The sequence below is a fragment of the Sphingobacterium sp. UBA865 genome, assembly GCF_002295765.1.
Taxonomy (GTDB): Bacteria; Bacteroidota; Bacteroidia; order Sphingobacteriales; family Sphingobacteriaceae; genus Sphingobacterium; species Sphingobacterium multivorum.
Window position 1 is genome coordinate 304,833 of sequence record NZ_DBGB01000012.1, and the last position, 17,228, is coordinate 322,060.

At 39.0% G+C, this 17,228-nt stretch carries 14 protein-coding genes; 7 read left to right on the top strand and 7 right to left on the bottom strand.

What is annotated here, in order from left to right:
* The first annotated feature begins 51 nt into the window (after window positions 1–51).
* From B2O97_RS06740 to B2O97_RS06750, 3 genes are all read left to right on the top strand, one after another.
* Window positions 52–768, top strand: a complete 717-nt coding sequence (locus B2O97_RS06740) for a 3-ketoacyl-ACP reductase (RefSeq protein ID WP_070567745.1) — start codon at window positions 52–54, stop codon at window positions 766–768.
* Window positions 769–888: 120 nt separating this feature from the next.
* Window positions 889–1,950 (top strand): NADH:flavin oxidoreductase/NADH oxidase, encoded by a 1,062-nt coding sequence (locus B2O97_RS06745; protein ID WP_070567747.1) that lies wholly within the window; start codon window positions 889–891, stop codon window positions 1,948–1,950.
* Window positions 1,951–2,039: 89 nt separating this feature from the next.
* Complete coding sequence (locus B2O97_RS06750) at window positions 2,040–2,432, top strand: VOC family protein (protein WP_070567749.1); 393 nt, start codon at window positions 2,040–2,042, stop codon at window positions 2,430–2,432.
* Between the two features lie 64 nt (window positions 2,433–2,496).
* On the opposite strand, the gene infB is transcribed toward B2O97_RS06750, so the two are convergent.
* From infB to B2O97_RS06770, 4 genes are all read right to left on the bottom strand, one after another.
* Window positions 2,497–5,646 carry a translation initiation factor IF-2 gene (gene infB / locus B2O97_RS06755; RefSeq protein ID WP_070567751.1) on the bottom strand — a complete coding sequence of 1,050 codons (3,150 nt, stop codon included), beginning with the start codon at window positions 5,644–5,646 and terminating at the stop codon, window positions 2,497–2,499.
* A gap of 103 nt (window positions 5,647–5,749) precedes the next feature.
* Entirely contained in the window at window positions 5,750–6,991 is a 1,242-nt protein-coding gene (gene nusA, locus B2O97_RS06760) for a transcription termination factor NusA (RefSeq protein WP_070567754.1), read from the bottom strand.
* Window positions 6,992–6,996: 5 nt separating this feature from the next.
* Complete coding sequence (rimP, locus tag B2O97_RS06765) at window positions 6,997–7,461, bottom strand: ribosome assembly cofactor RimP (protein ID WP_070567756.1); 465 nt, start codon at window positions 7,459–7,461, stop codon at window positions 6,997–6,999.
* Between the two features lie 237 nt (window positions 7,462–7,698).
* Window positions 7,699–8,475: an XRE family transcriptional regulator gene (locus tag B2O97_RS06770; RefSeq protein ID WP_070567758.1), complete on the bottom strand. Its 777-nt coding sequence runs from the start codon at window positions 8,473–8,475 to the stop codon at window positions 7,699–7,701.
* Window positions 8,476–8,577: 102 nt separating this feature from the next.
* Here B2O97_RS06770 and B2O97_RS06775 point away from each other — a divergent pair, with 102 nt between their 5' ends.
* Window positions 8,578–8,901, top strand: a complete 324-nt coding sequence (locus B2O97_RS06775) for a GIY-YIG nuclease family protein (RefSeq protein ID WP_112376125.1) — start codon at window positions 8,578–8,580, stop codon at window positions 8,899–8,901.
* 68 nt (window positions 8,902–8,969) lie between these two features.
* Here the strand turns inward: B2O97_RS06775 and B2O97_RS06780 are convergent, their stop codons facing one another.
* The gene (locus tag B2O97_RS06780; protein WP_286767141.1) at window positions 8,970–11,366 is read right to left on the bottom strand and encodes a penicillin-binding protein 1A; all 2,397 of its coding nucleotides are present in this window, start codon (window positions 11,364–11,366) and stop codon (window positions 8,970–8,972) included.
* 383 nt (window positions 11,367–11,749) lie between these two features.
* Here B2O97_RS06780 and rpoN point away from each other — a divergent pair, with 383 nt between their 5' ends.
* The 3 genes from rpoN (at window position 11,750) to B2O97_RS06795 (ending at window position 15,338) form a co-directional block, all read left to right on the top strand.
* Entirely contained in the window at window positions 11,750–13,216 is a 1,467-nt protein-coding gene (rpoN, locus tag B2O97_RS06785) for an RNA polymerase factor sigma-54 (protein ID WP_070567764.1), read from the top strand.
* 80 nt (window positions 13,217–13,296) lie between these two features.
* A complete protein-coding gene (locus B2O97_RS06790; RefSeq protein WP_070567766.1) occupies window positions 13,297–14,172 on the top strand; it encodes a carbon-nitrogen hydrolase in 876 nt (291 codons plus the stop codon).
* 89 nt (window positions 14,173–14,261) lie between these two features.
* Window positions 14,262–15,338 carry an agmatine deiminase family protein gene (locus B2O97_RS06795; RefSeq protein ID WP_070567768.1) on the top strand — a complete coding sequence of 359 codons (1,077 nt, stop codon included), beginning with the start codon at window positions 14,262–14,264 and terminating at the stop codon, window positions 15,336–15,338.
* A gap of 108 nt (window positions 15,339–15,446) precedes the next feature.
* Here B2O97_RS06795 and agaR read toward each other — a convergent pair whose 3' ends face one another.
* Together agaR and B2O97_RS06805 are read right to left on the bottom strand one after the other, a co-directional pair.
* Complete coding sequence (agaR, locus tag B2O97_RS06800; RefSeq protein WP_070567770.1) at window positions 15,447–16,208, bottom strand: transcriptional repressor AgaR; 762 nt, start codon at window positions 16,206–16,208, stop codon at window positions 15,447–15,449.
* Between the two features lie 220 nt (window positions 16,209–16,428).
* Window positions 16,429–17,217 (bottom strand): hypothetical protein, encoded by a 789-nt coding sequence (locus B2O97_RS06805; RefSeq protein WP_070567772.1) that lies wholly within the window; start codon window positions 17,215–17,217, stop codon window positions 16,429–16,431.
* Between the last annotated feature and the right edge of the window lie 11 nt (window positions 17,218–17,228).

Below are 17,228 nucleotides of genomic sequence, written 5' to 3' on the forward strand. Positions count from 1 at the left end.
TTCTTAGGATCATCTGACAGGAATAAAAAAGATCATGCCTATTTTTATATTATGGAAAATATAACAGGAAAAAGAGCCTTAATTACGGGTGGTGCGCGAGGATTGGGGAAAGCGATTGCCTATGCATTAGCGAAAGAAGGTGTTCATATCGCGATTACCGGTAGAAATGAAGCTGCTTTAAAGGATACGGCCACGGAACTTGCCGAGCTGGGCACTGAGGTCACTTATGCCGTCTTTGACGTATCAAATTATAGTGCAGTACAGGAGGAGATCGAGCGATTGAAAAATACCTTCGGTAGCTTTGACATATTAGTTAACAATGCGGGAGTAGCATCGTTTTCCACTGTGCTCGACATGGATGTTGCCGATTGGACATCGATCATTCAAACGAATCTCCTGGGTACATATTTTGTTACAAAAACTATTCTTCCGCAACTGATTGAAAAAAATCAAGGCGATATCATAATGGTATCTTCGACTGCCGGATTAAATGGCGCAGCCACCACTTCCGCTTATAGTGCATCGAAGTTTGGCGTCATCGGCTTCGCCGATTCTTTAATGCGGGAAGTACGGAAAAACAATATTCGGGTATGTACACTTATGCCTAGTACGATTGCCTCGGATATGTCCAAAGATCTTGGACTTACCGATGGTGATCCAGAAAAAGTTCTTCAGCCTGAAGATTTCGCGGAGCTGATCATTGCTAATTTAAAACTACCAAGAAGAGCCATGTTAAAATCAGCTTCTTTATGGTCTACAAATCCCTAATAATCGAATAGCTATTCATCAGGGTCAAATACAGCCCTTTTAATAGCTTTCTTTTATGATACAAAGAAATTGATTAAGATAGGAGCTTTCATTGCTCCTATCTTCTATAAACAAGCAATTATGAGTCAATTATTTTCATCAGTAAACATCGGAAATTTACAATTGAAAAATCGTTTGGTTGTATCCCCAATGTGTCAATACTCGGCAAAAGATGGTTTTGCAAATAACTGGCATTTGGTTCATTTGGGCCAATTTGCAATCGGCGGAGCTGCAGCAGTAATACAAGAAGCAACAGCAGTTAGCCCTGACGGTCGAATCAGTGATGGAGACCTTGGTTTATGGGACGACCAGCATATCGAAAAATTAAAAGAAATAACCGAGTTCATTAAAGCAAATAATTCCATACCTGGCATACAACTTGCCCATGCAGGCCGCAAAGCAAGCAGCAATAAACCTTGGCTTGGCAGGAATCAATTTTCACCAACGGACCCTCAGGGCTGGCAAACAGTTGCTCCATCTGCAATAGCTTTCCATGCAGGAGATTATGAACCACAGGAACTTGATGTTTCCGCCATTGAAAATCTGATTGAACAATTTGGAACAGCGACGAAAAGAGCAATCCAAGCCGGCTATGAAATTATTGAACTCCATGCAGCACATGGATATCTGATCCATCAATTTCTTTCACCACTGAGCAACTTACGAAAAGACACTTTCGGCGGGATCTTTGAAAATAGAATACGCTTTCTTATTGAAATTGTGAAAAGAGTAAAACAAGAAATAACAAGCCAAAGTTTATGGGTACGTATTTCAGCAACTGACTGGGCCGAAGCCGGCTGGGACTTAAAGCAATCCATAGCCTTATCACAACAGCTATATGCATTGGGGGTAGACCTGATTGATGTTTCAAGTGGAGGATTGGTCTCCTATCAAAAAATAGATGTAGGACCAGCATATCAGCTCCCTTTCGCCACCGCTATTAAGGAGAATACCAAGAATAACGTTGCCACTGTAGGTTTAATTAAAACTGCTATTGAAGCATCCGAGATCATTACGCGAAAGCAAGCAGATTTAATCTTAATCGCACGGGGATTTCTTGATGATCCACACCTTCCATTACATTTTGCCAAAGAATTAGACGCTGAAGTTCCTTGGCCTAAACAATATGAAAGAGCAAAATAATAGGAGAGACATGGTAAAATAGTCTGTATATGCTCCATATCCTAAACGGACAAAAGATATAACAAATGCCATGAGATAAGTATTTAAAGATGAAATTAAACCTCAACAAGATACATCATATTGCCATTATCTGTAGCAATTATGAACGTTCAAAGAAATTCTACACGGGCATACTGGGCCTGGAGATTGCTAGAGAATATTATCGTGCGGAACGTGATTCTTACAAACTGGACCTCAAACTCAACGATCATTACATTATAGAACTTTTTTCGTTCCCATCACCGCCTAATCGGCTCAGCTTTCCAGAAGCTGCCGGTTTAAGACATCTTGCATTCGAAGTCGATAATCTCGACATCGAATTAAATAAGCTCGAAAAAGCAGGTGTATCACATGAAGGGATCAGAATAGACGAGTTAACAAATAAACGCTTTACATTCTTCTTTGATCCTGATCAGGTTCCAATAGAACTATACGAACGTTAAAACAGAAAGCGGCATTGATTAAAATCAATGCCGCTTTCTGTTTTATTAGTGTACCACTAAGTGATTACAATTTACGTTTCACTTCAACTTGTTCGTAAGCTTCAACAATATCTCCTACTTGAATATCGTTGAAACGGTCAATATTCAAACCACATTCATAACCCATTGAAACTTCTTTCACATCGTCTTTAAAACGTTTCAACGATGCCAGTTTACCAGTATGAATTACAACACCATCTCTGATTATGCGGATATCATTATTTCTATTGATCTTACCTTCTTTAACCATACATCCGGCAATCGTACCCACTTTAGAAATTTTGAAGGTTTCTCTGATTTCAACCTCAGCAACGATTTTCTCTTCAAATTTCGGCGCCAACATACCCTCCATCGCAGATTTGATTTCATCAATCGCATCATAGATGATCGAATATAAACGTACATCAATTTGCTCGTTCTCTGCCAACTTACGTGCGTTTTGTGTTGGACGTACTTGGAAACCTATGATAATCGCATCGGAAGCAGAAGCTAACAATACATCTGATTCAGAGATTGCACCCACTGATTTGTGAATGATATTAACCTGAATTTCGTCAGTAGACAATTTCAATAATGAATCTGATAATGCTTCAATAGAACCGTCCACATCACCTTTAACGATAATATTAAGTTCTTTAAAGTTACCGATAGCCAAACGACGACCGATTTCATCCAAGGTAATATGTTTAGTTGCACGCATGCCTTGCTCGCGTTGTAACTGAAGACGTTTGTTAGCTACAGTTCTAGCTTCAGACTCGCTTTCAAGAACATAAAGCTTATCCCCTGCTGTTGGTGCGCCGGCCATACCCAAGATTTGCACTGGAACAGAAGGTCCCGCCTCTTTAACACGTTCACCTCTTTCATTAGTCAAAGCCTTCACCTTACCTGAATGCGATCCCGCTAAAATAGGGTCTCCAACACGTAATGTACCACTTTGTATCAACACCGTTGTCACGATACCACGACCTTTATCCAAAGCTGCTTCAATTACTGAACCAACAGCACGTTTTTTCGGATCAGCTTTTAGATCTAACATCTCAGCTTCCAATAGAACTTTCTCTAATAATAGGTCAACATTTTCCCCCGTTTTTGCTGAAATCTCTTGCGCTTGGAACTTACCGCCCCAGTCTTCAACTAAGATATTCATCGCAGAAAGCTGCTCACGGATTCTATCAGGATTTGCTCCCGGTTTATCTACTTTAGTAAATGCAAATACGATTGGAACTCCTGCTGCCTGCGCGTGGTTGATCGCTTCTTTTGTTTGCGGCATGACGGCGTCGTCAGCTGCGATAACAATAATAACAATATCTGTTACTTTGGCACCACGGGCACGCATCGCTGTAAAAGCCTCGTGACCAGGAGTATCCAAGAAAGTGATCTTCCGACCATCCTCCAATTTCACCGCGTATGCACCGATATGTTGGGTGATACCACCCGCCTCACCAGAAGTAACGTTCGCCTTACGGATATAATCCAGTAAAGAGGTCTTACCATGGTCGACGTGTCCCATGACCGTTACAATAGGCGCTCTTGAAATCAAGTTCTCTTCTGTATCCGGTTCCTCCAATTCAGCAGTCTCCTCATCCTCAGGTTTGATAAACTCTACCTGATAACCAAATTCATCCGCTACAATGGTTAAAGTTTCCGCATCTAAACGCTGATTAATTGACACGAACATACCCAAACTCATACAAGTTGCAATAATTTGGGTTACCTGAACGTCCATCAAATTAGCTAATTCGTTTGCAGTTACGAACTCTGTAACACGCAATACTTTTGCCATCATTTCTTGCTCCATTGCAGCTTCTTCCGCATGTTGAGCAACATCATCACGTTTCTGACGTCTCAATTTGGCACGTTGCGCAAATTTACCAGATTTACCTGCACCACTCAAACGAGCAAGTGTTGCTTTGATTTGATCTTGGATTTCCTTTTCAGTAGGTTCTTCCTTATTCTCAACAGGTCTTCCCTTACCTCTATTGTCAAAACGATTACCGTGTTGCGGTCTCGTACCTTGTCCTGGTCTACCTGAGTGTTGGTTGTTACCTCCTTGTCCCGGTCTACCTGGGTGTTGGTTGTTGTTTTGCCCTTGACGATTGTTCGGGTTGTTGTTAGGGCCATGATTCCCACCTCGGTTACCTCCTTGTTGGTCCCGGTTGTTGGGATTGTTACCATCGCGCGGTCCACGGTTTTGATTATTATGACCTTGACCTTGCCCCGCATTTGGGTTTACTGGACCATTTGGATTCGTACGCTTACGCTTACGTTTCTCATTATTATTTCCAGCATTTGAAGATGAAGCCACTGGTTTGTGGGAAGGTCTAGCAGATGGTAATTCAATTTTACCAATGACTTTAGGACCTGTCAATCTTTCCGCACGAGCAGAAATAATTTCATCTCCTTGTTTTTTCGCAGGCTCCACTATTGGAGTTACTGGCACAGCTTTCGGCGCTGTTTCTTCTTTTTTCTTGTCTTCTACCTTCACAGGTTCAGTTTTTGTCTCTACAACCGGAGTTGCTTTTACTTCAGTTTTATTTACTTCGGGTTTTTCTATTTCAGCTTTTGGTACAACAACTTCCGGCTTCTTTTCAATAACCTTTGGTTCTTCTTTTTTCGCTTCAACAATAGGCGCTTTGACTTCGGCTTCCTTCTTTTCTTCCACCTTAGCTTCAGCTTTAGCCTCTACAGGCGTTTCTTTAATGGTTTTTGGTTCCTCCTTAACAGGTTCTTCCTTCTTGACCTTACTTCCGCCTCTATTCAATGCGTCAAGATCAATCTTACCAACCACCTTCATACCACCTTGATGAACGGGCTCCTCCACTTTTGCAGGAGTAGTTTCCTTAACAGAAGGGATTTCTACTGTATTCTTGACCAAGATTTCCTTGGATTCATCATGATCTTCGAAATCCTCATTCTTAGATGATTCCTTAGGAGAAGAGGACGGCGACTCCTCACGACGAATTTTGCCAATCACAATTTGTTTAGCTTCATCTTTCAGTGATTTGTCTCCCTGAAACTCTTTTAACAGCACACCATACATCTCTCCGCTCAATTTAGTGTTAGGCTTTGCTTCTACATCATATCCTTTTTTCACTAAACATTCCACGGCGGTATGTATCCCGATGTTGAGTTCCTTTGCTGCTTTAAGCAAGTTTGTTCCTTTTCCTTCAGTCATCTATAATATAAACTATTTTAATATAATTACAAAAATATGTTTTTTTCCATCCATAAACAATTTATTCCGAATGTTAGATAGAAAAAAATTAACGAGCTGAATTTTATTCAAATTCAGCTTGTAAAATACGTACAATCTCACGAACAGTATCCTCTTCCAAATCGGTACGTCTAACCAGCTCTTCCTCGCTAAGAGACAACACCGACTTCGCTGAATCCAAGCCGACACGCTTCAATTCATCAATAACCCAGCTTTCAATCTCATCGCTGAATTCTTCGATATCGACATCTTCATCAAACTCGTCATTTTCGCGATAAACATCTATTTCATAACCAGTCAATTTACCAGCCAATTTAATATTATGTCCCCCACGTCCAATGGCTAAAGAAACTTGATCCGATTTTAAATATACAGCCGCAGTCTTATTTTCTTCATCGATTTTGATTGAGCTAATTCTTGCAGGGCTCAAAGCACGAGCGATGTACAACGAATGATTTGTTGTAAAATTAATTACATCAATATTCTCATTACGCAGCTCACGAACGATACCATGAATACGAGACCCCTTCATACCAACACAAGCTCCTACAGGATCAATACGATCGTCATAAGACTCAACAGCAACCTTTGCTCTTTCCCCTGGCTCACGAACGATTTTCTTGATCGTAATCAAACCATCGAAAATCTCAGGAACCTCAAGTTCAAATAAACGTTGTAAGAACGCAGGTGCAGTACGTGAAATAATAATCTTCGGATTATTATTCATCATATCTACTTTATGCACAACTGCGCGAATGCCATCTCCCTTTTTGAAATAGTCAGCTGGGATTTGCTCTGATTTAGGAAGAATTAATTCATTCCCGTCCTCATCCAATACCAAGATCTCCTTTTTCCAAATCTGATAGACCTCACCAATGACCAACTCTCCTTCTCTATCTTTATATTTCTTAAAGACCTCGTCTTTTTCCAATTCCAAAACCTTAGATACAAGCGTCTGACGTGCCGCTAAAATTGCACGACGACCAAAGCTTTCCAATGTGATCTGTTCAATAAAATCATCACCTACTTCCAAATCTTCATCATGCTTTCTAGCTTCCGCTAATTCGATTTCAAGGTCATCATCTTCTGAAAACTCATCTTCAACAACGACACGCGTCCTCCAAATCTCCAAATCTCCGTTATCTGGATTCACGATAACATCCACATTTTCATCCGTACCAAAACGACGACGGATCATACTACGAAAAACCTCTTCCAATACTGTAATAACAGTAGGTCTATCGATATTCTTAAACTCCTTAAACTCTTGAAAAGAGTCTATCAGATTGATGTTGCTGTTACTCATTATTATTAAAATGAAATTACCACTTTTGTTGCTTTTATTTGATCAAAAGGAAGTTCTTTTTCTACCTCTTGTGCTTTTTTACCTTTTTCTTTTATCTTTTGAAGAACATTGATCTTCATCTCGTCTACGGTCAATAATGTACCTTCAACTTTTGTATTATCGTTCAACTTTACCTGAACTGTACGACCTATATTCTTTTGATACTGTCGGATATTAACAAAATTAGCATCAATACCTGGAGATGAAACCTCTAAACGGTAAGCATCATCAACTACATTTTCCTCCTCCAAGTGGAAACCAACATGACGGCTCACCTGTGCGCAATCATCAATATTCACACCATTATCTCCGTCCAAAAGAATCTCGAGAATTTTATTTGGGCGCATCTTCACACTGACGATAAACAAATCCTCGCGATCTGCAATTTTTTCCGCGATGAGTTCAATAACTCTCTTTTCTATATGCTGCATTGTTCTGTTTCTAGAAATGCTAAATTAATTGAATTAAAAAAAGGGGGCAATACGAGCCCCCTTCCTTTCAGATATGCAAATATAGCATTTTATAAAATAAAAAACAAACTTAGATAGATTGTTTTTATATTCAATATACCTACAGTCCCTATAAAAATAAGCTATCGATCGCTCCTCAGTCCTTGCAATCATCTTCACAGCGTGACTAAATAATAAAAATACGTAGATAATTCTCCACTATTTAGAACCATCCACCACTGCATTAATCGTCTTCTGCATTTGCGCCATCATGCTTGTCAGGGTTTCTATGGTTGGCTCCGGAGTAGGTTCGGGCAGCTGTGTACTGATAAAAGCCTTAGCCTTCCACACTTCAAGAATATCAGCAGTCTCTACCCAATAAGGCTCATAGGTCTTATTATCAGAAACAAGCTTCAAACCTTTATCCTCTTTAAATTTAAAAGCAACGCGTTTATACACCACACCATCTTCTTTCGACACGACAATATAGGTACTTCCTGGTTTAATATCATGCCAATTTTCTACGTATTCGGCCACAATAATAGAACCAGAAGGTAAAGGCAACATCGAATCCCCTTTTATTTCAAAAGCACGAAATGTCCCCTGACCAAACATAGGTAGCGAAAACTTTGGCAACTCAGCAACATATTCTGGATCACCATATCCATTTAAATACCCCGCACTAGCCTTAACCGGAACAAGTTCGATATTTTCACGATCATCTGCATCCACAGTCACACTAAGCACCCTTAAATTTGAGGCATTGCTTTTAGGAACCGGCTTCCATTTGTCATCAATAACATCGTTTGCCAACTCATCCATAGTCAAACCATAGAATTCGGCAATCTTCTTTAATAACTCATATTTAGGCTCTGCTCGATCTTCCTCGTATGCACCGACAGACGCACGCTTAATTTCCATAAGATCAGCAAATTGTTGCTGGGTGATTTTTTTTCCTTTTCGAAGGAATTTCAGATTGGACGAAATATTTGACATATTATTTTTTCAAAAAAATATTTTGCAAAAACTAATTTTATTAGTAATATTGTGCCAATAAAATTAGTAAATATATTTTAAACGTCCAAATAATTTAGCATTATGAACAATTTTATTGTATATATATCAACTGACAACAATCGGAAACACTTTAAAATCGGTCTCAGTTCCAACATCTTTAGTACAGTAATGGAACTACAGCAGTCCAATAATTTTATTTTCAACCAGGGCCCTAGCTTAAATCGAATAATCTACACAGAATCTTTCACAAATTCGGAGACCGCCAATAAGAGAATAAGTGAACTGCAACATTTTACAACCATGCAAGTCGAAAGGCTCATCCGTAAATATAATCCTAATTGGAATAATCTTTTCCCTCAGCAACACCAAACGTTCACCAAGAGAGATTCCAACCACGCAGCCTAGCATAAAAAAAGCCACCTTAGTTAAACTAGGCGGCCATCTTTATTTTTTAGATATATCTTTAACTATTATCAGTTTTGACTACCAAGCTCCTCCAACGAGGATGACCCCACGCTACTCGTTCCGCTATCAGCACCTTCAGTATGATTACGCTCAACAGGATGCTCCGTTCCCTCTTCCTCAGGCCCGATAAATCCTTCATCAGCGGGCTCTTCTACTTGTGTCGAATCACTTTGCTCTGGTTCCGGATCACTATAACGCGGAGTTTCGCATTTGTAAGATTTCGTAATTTCAACAGTAGGACTAGGAAACTTACCTTGCGTATATCCCAATTGTTTGTCTTTATAAACAGACTCCATATACACCCCAAATATTGGTAATGCTGTACGAGAACCTTCTCCCGAATGAGAATTTTTAAAGTGAATACTCCGTTCGTCACAGCCAACCCAAACACCTGTCACCAAATCTTTAGTCACTCCCATATACCAACCATCTACATATTCGGAAGAAGTACCTGTCTTTCCTCCGATTTCATTTTCCTTATCAAATAAATCCCATTCCCACAATCCCTGAGATGTACCTCCAGGTTCTTCCATACCACCCCGCAGCATATACGTCATCAACCAGGCATCTTGTTTATCCACCACTTGTTTACGCTCCGCCTGAAAAGTGGCAATAACATTACCATCATGATCCTCGATCTTAGACACCAATAAAGGTGAGACACGCTCACCGTGATTCATCATCGTCGAGTACCCATTCACCATTTCAAAAACAGAAACATCATTAGGTCCTAACCCCACAGAGGCAACAGGATTTAATTTACTTGTAATACCACAACGATGTGCCGCATCAACAACTTTCGCGGGCGTAACCATATCAGTTAACTGAACCGTAACCGAATTAATGGAACGCGCCATCGCATGACGCAACGACATTTCACGATAGGAAAAATTCCAATCTGCATTTTTAGGCTCCCAAACTTCAACAGAATCTCCTTTATCAATCTTGATCGTAACAGGTTTATCCGTAATCTTATCACACGGAGACATCCCTGACTCCAAAGCAGCCAAGTATACAAAAGGTTTAAATGTAGACCCCGCTTGTCGCTTCGCCTGCATCACGTGATCATACTTAAAATATTGGTGGTTGATCCCACCCACCCATGCTTTAATTTCACCCGAGTACGGATCCATAGACATCATGCCTGCATTTAACATCATGGCATAATATTTCAAAGAATCCATTGTAGACATATCCTTTTGGATCTTACCACCATCCTTCCAATTATAAACATCGATCTTCTTCTTTTTATTTAGGAAGTAATTGATGCTATCAGGGGTATTCGCATATTTTTTACTCAAAAAAGCATAATAAGGAGTTTTCTTTGCCAAATTATCCAAGAAGTTGGGTATAACCTTACCTGATAAATCACGCCAAGGCTCCTGGCCCTCCCAGGTGTTATTTAGACGTTGCTGTAATTCAATCATTTGTTTCGCCACAGCCTCTTCAGCATGCTTTTGAAGTTTAGAATTTATCGTCGTGTAAATTTTCAAACCGTCTGTATAGATATCATAATTGTTATCCTCAGACCATTTTTCCAACCATTTAGCTACTGCAGCACGTAAGTAAGAATCTCCACCCGCATTAAGATCTTGACTATTTGTATTCAAAACAATCTTCTCCTTAACCAGTTTATCATACTCTTCTTTTTTCAGAAAACCACCTTTATACATTTGACTTAAAACGGTGTTTTTTCGCACAAAAGCATTTTCGGGATTACGAATAGGATTATATAAAGTCGTACCTTTTAACATGCCAATCAAAACAGCAGCTTCGGTCTGATTCAATTGATTCGCTCCTTTCGAAAAATAGCGCTTTGCAGCAGTCTCAATCCCATAGGCATTATTACTGAAGGATACTGTATTTAAATACATCTCCAATATCTGATTTTTGGAATAACGTTGCTCCAATTTATAAGCCGTCATCCACTCCTTAAACTTCGTGATCACTAGACCCGCCACGGGAAGACGCGTCAACAATCCACCGGCCTTATTATAACGAGTACGATAAAGATTTTTAGCTAACTGTTGCGTAATTGTACTCGCGCCTCGTTTATCCCCTTTTAATGTAGAGATAATACCTGATCCTAGACCAAAAAAATCAACACCATTATGGCTATAAAAACGAACATCCTCAGTTGCAATCAACGCATTAGTAACAGACTTCGGAATACTATCAAATGGAATTGGATTTCTGTCCTCGTCGAAATACCGTCCAATTAAAACACTATCTGCCGTGTATAATTCCGTAGAGATATTAACACTAGGCATAACGATATCCTTTTTTGTTGGAGAATAACCAAAGAGCCACAAAAAATTCAATTGTATAGCACACACCAATATAATGATAAAATATACTGCTATAACAAGATAACGAAGAATCCTATTCTTAATACGTTTAAACATAAATGGAAATTTATCTTATATTCAACACATCCGACCAGCAAAAGGTTTTACACCTGTCCAATATGCCTTTTTATCTATTTTCAGGGGCTAAATATACAACTAAATAAATCGCTGTAATCAACTATTTACATTTTTTAACAATAAAAAACACCTGCCAAACAACTGTAAAATACGACATAATTCGAAAGGGTGGATTTTGGAAATTACAGCCACGATTAAACAACAAAAGACCTATAGGTAGAAAAAGGCCTAGTCTCAAATTTCTTTGCAACTTTTTCCCGCGTTCCACAAATATTATACCCATTTTTTATTTATTATCGATTTTATTTTAAAATAATAATGATATTTGTTTAAATTTAGATGTAAAAAAGTCAACTATTAGCATGTTAAAACAAACATTACAACAAAAGCTATTACAGAAATTGTCCCCGCAGCAAATACAATTTATAAAATTGTTGCAGGTTCCGACTGTTTCATTAGATGCGAGAATCAAGGAAGAATTAGAAGAAAACCCTGCGTTAGAAGATGGTAGCTTGACTAATATGACCGATCCTATAGAAGAATACCCCGATAAAGATCCAGATGACAACTTTGACAATGAAGACGGATTCGATTCAGAAGACTTTAGTTTAGAAGACTATATCCAGGAAGATGATTTCAAAGATTATGGCAATGGCTATGACTACGGAGATGACGATGACGACCGAAAAGAAATGCCTGTTGCAATTCAGCACTCCTTTTATGAGCAGTTACAACAACAATTAGACCTTTTAGCTTTAGATGACAAGCACTTTTTAATTGGCCAGCAAATTATTGGCAGTCTGGACGATGACGGCTATTTACGCCGGCCCATCATCAATCTTGTCGACGACCTCGCTTTTGGCCAAAATGTAATGACCGATGAACAGGAAGTATTGGATATGCTAAAGGTAATTCAAGATTTTGAGCCTGCAGGAATTGGAGCACGAGATCTGCAAGAGTGCCTATTGATCCAATTACAAAAAAAGGACACACAAAATCCCACAATCAAACTCGCTATTAAAGTCGTAGCGAATTACCTGGAAGAATTCACTAAAAAGCATTATGATAAATTAGAAAAATCTTTAGGCGTTTCATCAGAAGATTTAAAAAACGTAGTCAACGAAATTCTAAAACTTAATCCAAAACCAGGAGATTCTGGCGCAGTAGCAGGCAAGCAACTACATATTATCCCGGATTTCCATATCAGCAATAATGATGGAACACTGCATTTGACTTTAAATGGCCGAAATGCACCTGAGCTCCGCATAAGTCGTGATTACCAACACATGTTTGAACATTACGAGAAATCGGATCAAAAGGATAAAAAAATGAAAGAGGCTGTGCAATTTGTCAAACAAAAACTTGACTCAGCCAAATGGTTTATTGATGCAATAAAACAGCGTCAACAAACCCTACTAAAAACAATGAATGCAATCATGGAATACCAATATGAGTATTTCCTCACAGGTGATGATCGTAAGCTAAAACCAATGATATTAAAAGACATCGCCGACAAAATCGATATGGATATATCAACTGTGTCGCGGGTAGCAAATTCAAAATACGTACAAACAGAATTTGGAACATTTCTCTTAAAATCGTTTTTCTCTGAAGCTATTCAAACGGATTCTGGTGAAGAAGTATCCAATAAAGAGGTTAAGAAAATATTGGAGGAGTGCATCGCAAAAGAAAATAAACGGAAACCCTTGGCTGACGAGAAACTCACTGAGATTCTCAAAGAAAAAGGCTACAATATTGCGCGGCGAACGGTTGCAAAATATCGGGAAGCATTGAACATTCCGGTAGCAAGATTACGAAAAGAGCTCTAAGAGCTCTTTTTGTTTTTCCTACCGACCAAATCCAAATTAAGAATAGTATCTTTGTGCTGTATTAAAATAAGCATTAAAGAATGAGCAAAGTAAAAGTTGGAGTTGTACAGATGAGCTGTACCGCAAGCAAACAAGAGAATCTCGAAAAAGCTATCGCTAAAGTAAAAGAAGCCGCTGCAAAAGGTGCGCAAATTGTGTGTCTGCAAGAACTATTTACCTCTTTATATTTCTGCGATGTGGAAGATTATGACAATTTCGCACTGGCTGAAGCTATTCCGGGTCCATCAACGGACGCCCTATCGGCTGTTGCTAAAGAAGCAGGTATCGTCATTATCGCTTCATTATTTGAAAAAAGAGCAGAAGGACTGTACCATAATACAACCGCTGTATTGGATGCAGACGGTTCCTATTTAGGAAAATATCGCAAAATGCATATTCCAGATGACCCTGCGTTTTACGAAAAATTCTATTTTACACCAGGCGATTTAGGCTACAAAGTATTCAAAACAAAATTTGGAAAAATAGGCATCTTAATTTGCTGGGATCAATGGTATCCGGAAGCATCTCGAATTACCGCATTGATGGGTGCCGAAATTTTATTCTATCCTACTGCTATCGGATGGGCAACAGACCAAGATGAAGAAACCAACAAAGATCAATATAATGCATGGCAAACAATACAACGCTCCCATGCCGTTGCAAACGGCGTTCCTGTTGTATCCGTTAACCGTGTGGGATTTGAACAAAATGGTGCAATGAAATTCTGGGGTGGAAGCTTCGTGACGAATGGACAAGGTAAATTACTCTACCTTGCTTCACATGACAAAGAAGAAATTGAGGTCGTCGAACTAGATTTAAATGAATCGGACTATTTCAGAAAACATTGGCCATTTTTGAGAGACCGAAGAATCGAAACATACGCGCCGATCACCAAACGTTTTATTGACGAAGACTAATATTGGATATGCTAGCCATTTCAGTTTCGAAGGCATACCACTGTGCTGAAACAAACTGAAATGGCTTTTTTAATCCCGCTAAAATAAGTATGGAACAAAAAAAAACATTCACCCTGGACTATTTTGACAATTCCCCAAAACAACAGGGCTTCTCTTTTCCTGCAGAATGGGCAAAGCAAGAAGCCTTATGGTTGAGCTGGCCACATAAAGAGGAATCTTGGCCCGGGAAGATCGAAACAATATACAAACCTTATTGCGAATTTATTAAAGCCGTAGCAGCAGGGCAAAAAGTAAGGATTAACGTCGCTAATGAGGAAATGCAAAATTTTGCTATTACCGCACTCAAAGAAGTGACAACAGATTTTAGCAATATCGAATTCTACTTTAATCCGACTAACGATGCTTGGTGTAGAGACCACGGTCCCGCTTTTATTATTAACCAAGCAACAAATCAAAAAGCAGTAGTTGACTGGGGCTATAATGCCTGGGGTGGAAAATACCCTCCTTTCGACCTGGACGATATTGTTCCGACACGTATTGCCACAACATTCAACCTTCCTCTATTTGTCCCTGATATCGTCATGGAAGGCGGTTCAGTTGAGTTTAATGGCGCAGGAACAATCATGACAACAACGGCTTGTCTATTGAATAAAAACCGAAATCCACACCTGACAAAAGAGCAGATAGAAACTTATTTAAAAGAATTTTACGGTCAGGAACAGGTTTTATGGCTTGGAGACGGTATCGTTGGAGACGATACAGATGGACACATTGACGATATCACACGTTTCGTCAACGAAAACACCGTTTTAACAGTTGTCGAGGAAGATCCAACGGATGAAAACTACGAGATACTTCAAGAAAATCTAGCAACACTTCGTTCATTTAGGCTCTTAAATGGCGAGCCACTGCATATCATTGAGCTCCCAATGCCAGCACCGGTCATCTATGACGAAACAAGATTGCCTGCTTCTTATGCTAATTTCTACATTGCAAACGATATCGTTGTTGTACCGATCTTCAACGATAAAAATGACCAAAGAGCACTGGATATTATCCAAGGCTGTTTCCCTACACGTAAAGTCATCGGTATAAATTCCGTTGACATTATTTGGGGGCTGGGAAGTTTCCACTGTTTAAGCCAGCAGGAGCCGGCACTGAGCTAAAAAAACTATCCATAGAAAAAATGTCCCCAAAAAGTTAAACACTCTTTTGGGGACATTTTTTATGATAAAAAGTCGAGCATAGTTTTGAGTTTTTTTTGTTAAACTGTGTTAAACAACTATGACGTTTACCCCAGCTTTTTCTAACGATTCCACAAAGCTTGTATTTACTTTGTCATCGGTAATTAATATATCAATTTTATCAAAACCACAAATTCGTCCGAAACTTCTTCTTCCAAATTTGGAAGAATCTGCAAGAACGACAACTTTTTGAGCCGTATCGATCATAATGCGATTTAATTGAGCTTCCTGCGCACTTGACGTTGATACCCCGTACTCCAGGTCAATCCCGTCTACACCCAAAAACAATTTACTGCAATAAAAATCCTGTAATATATTTTCTGCATACTTTCCCGTTACGGATGTTGAGGTCTTGCGAAGCGTCCCCCCCATCTGCATGATTTCAACCGAAGGATATTTGATCAATTCCATTGCAACATTCAATGCCGAAGTCACTACAGTAATATTTCCTTTAGGAACAATCTGCTTTGCTAGCGACTGCATGGTCGTTCCTGAAGCTATAATGATGGAATCATTTTCCTCAATCATTTCAGCCGCTTTTTTCCCGATCCTGCTTTTATCATCCGAACGAAGTTTCTCTTTTTCAAATACGGTACGATCAGTCGTATAAGGATTATATTGTGTTGCCCCGCCATGCGTCCTAAACAACAATCCACTATCTTCCAACAAGGTCAAATCCTTCCGAATGGTCACAGAGGAAACGCCCAATTCCTCACATAGATCAATTACCTGAACTACGCCGACTTCCTTTAATTGTTTTAAGATATATTGATGTCTCTCTACATTTGTCATGGCTCTATTATAATATGCTGTTAAAATACTAATCTATTATCGGTTTGTTCAAAGGAAAACACCAATATCTGGCAAAAATTTCTCGATATGGGTAAATTCCCGCAAATATGACCCCCTACTTAAATTTCCCATAGTAGAATTGATGTTAAAATAATGAAATTATTTAATTTTTTCACCTTGGTAGTCACAAATTCATTTTTCTTTTTAAAATAAAAATGAATTAAAATTGCAAAGGATCAGGCAGGACATATTCATATTCCAGTTCCTCTTGAAGTAATTCACCCCTAACTATTTTTTGAATCGTATTAGTTGCTTCGAATGCAAGTGGCAAAATATAGCCATATTTTTTTGCCGACGCTAGAATTACGTCCTTTTTTTTAGGATGTAAGGGAGCAACAACATTGTATACAGTATGTTTAAGCACATTGCAAGATGCCGCCTCTAACAGTCTGATCACATCATCGATATGAACAAAATTGGCTGGCTGTTCACCCGTCGTACAAATACGTTCGGAAAAATATTTGGCAAAAACACGGTTTTTACCAAACAAACCTCCTAATCGATAAATTATGGTATCAGCCAATCCCAACATGCATGCTTCAGCAAGCAAGAGTTTTGATGAGAGCTCGGTTGTATCTGCATAGAATTCATCAAATACAGCATCTTTATCCGGATAAATTCCAATAGAGCTCAGAAAGACTTGTTTCTTCCAAGTAATGTGCCTGTAAAATGATTTAATATTCGAAAATCTGTTTTCAAGAATCGATACACTATTTTTCTGACTTGCCGGAATACTGTTTAATACGAAGTCAAATTGAGTAGGTAAATCTATCCTTGCTGGAAAGTTTTCATAATCAAAGTCTAGAATAAATGAAAAAATACCATCGGCATTCAACCGATGGTATTTTTCAGATGTTGTCGTACTAGCCCAAACCTCATGGCCTTGATACTTCATATGTAGCGCAAAAGATTCTGCAAGCCAACCACATCCCAAAATGAGTATCCTCATATTCTGATAAG

Coding starts and splice junctions, on each gene's coding strand:
- B2O97_RS06780 (WP_286767141.1), bottom strand. CDS start 11,366: ATGTTTAAACGTATTAAGAATAGGATTCTTCGTTATCTTGTTATAGCA.
- B2O97_RS06790 (WP_070567766.1), top strand. CDS start 13,297: ATGAGCAAAGTAAAAGTTGGAGTTGTACAGATGAGCTGTACCGCAAGC.
- rpoN (WP_070567764.1), top strand. CDS start 11,750: ATGTTAAAACAAACATTACAACAAAAGCTATTACAGAAATTGTCCCCG.
- B2O97_RS06805 (WP_070567772.1), bottom strand. CDS start 17,217: ATGAGGATACTCATTTTGGGATGTGGTTGGCTTGCAGAATCTTTTGCG.
- B2O97_RS06775 (WP_112376125.1), top strand. CDS start 8,578: ATGAACAATTTTATTGTATATATATCAACTGACAACAATCGGAAACAC.
- rimP (WP_070567756.1), bottom strand. CDS start 7,461: ATGCAGCATATAGAAAAGAGAGTTATTGAACTCATCGCGGAAAAAATT.
- nusA (WP_070567754.1), bottom strand. CDS start 6,991: ATGAGTAACAGCAACATCAATCTGATAGACTCTTTTCAAGAGTTTAAG.
- B2O97_RS06795 (WP_070567768.1), top strand. CDS start 14,262: ATGGAACAAAAAAAAACATTCACCCTGGACTATTTTGACAATTCCCCA.
- B2O97_RS06770 (WP_070567758.1), bottom strand. CDS start 8,475: ATGTCAAATATTTCGTCCAATCTGAAATTCCTTCGAAAAGGAAAAAAA.
- B2O97_RS06745 (WP_070567747.1), top strand. CDS start 889: ATGAGTCAATTATTTTCATCAGTAAACATCGGAAATTTACAATTGAAA.
- infB (WP_070567751.1), bottom strand. CDS start 5,646: ATGACTGAAGGAAAAGGAACAAACTTGCTTAAAGCAGCAAAGGAACTC.
- B2O97_RS06740 (WP_070567745.1), top strand. CDS start 52: ATGGAAAATATAACAGGAAAAAGAGCCTTAATTACGGGTGGTGCGCGA.
- agaR (WP_070567770.1), bottom strand. CDS start 16,208: ATGACAAATGTAGAGAGACATCAATATATCTTAAAACAATTAAAGGAA.
- B2O97_RS06750 (WP_070567749.1), top strand. CDS start 2,040: ATGAAATTAAACCTCAACAAGATACATCATATTGCCATTATCTGTAGC.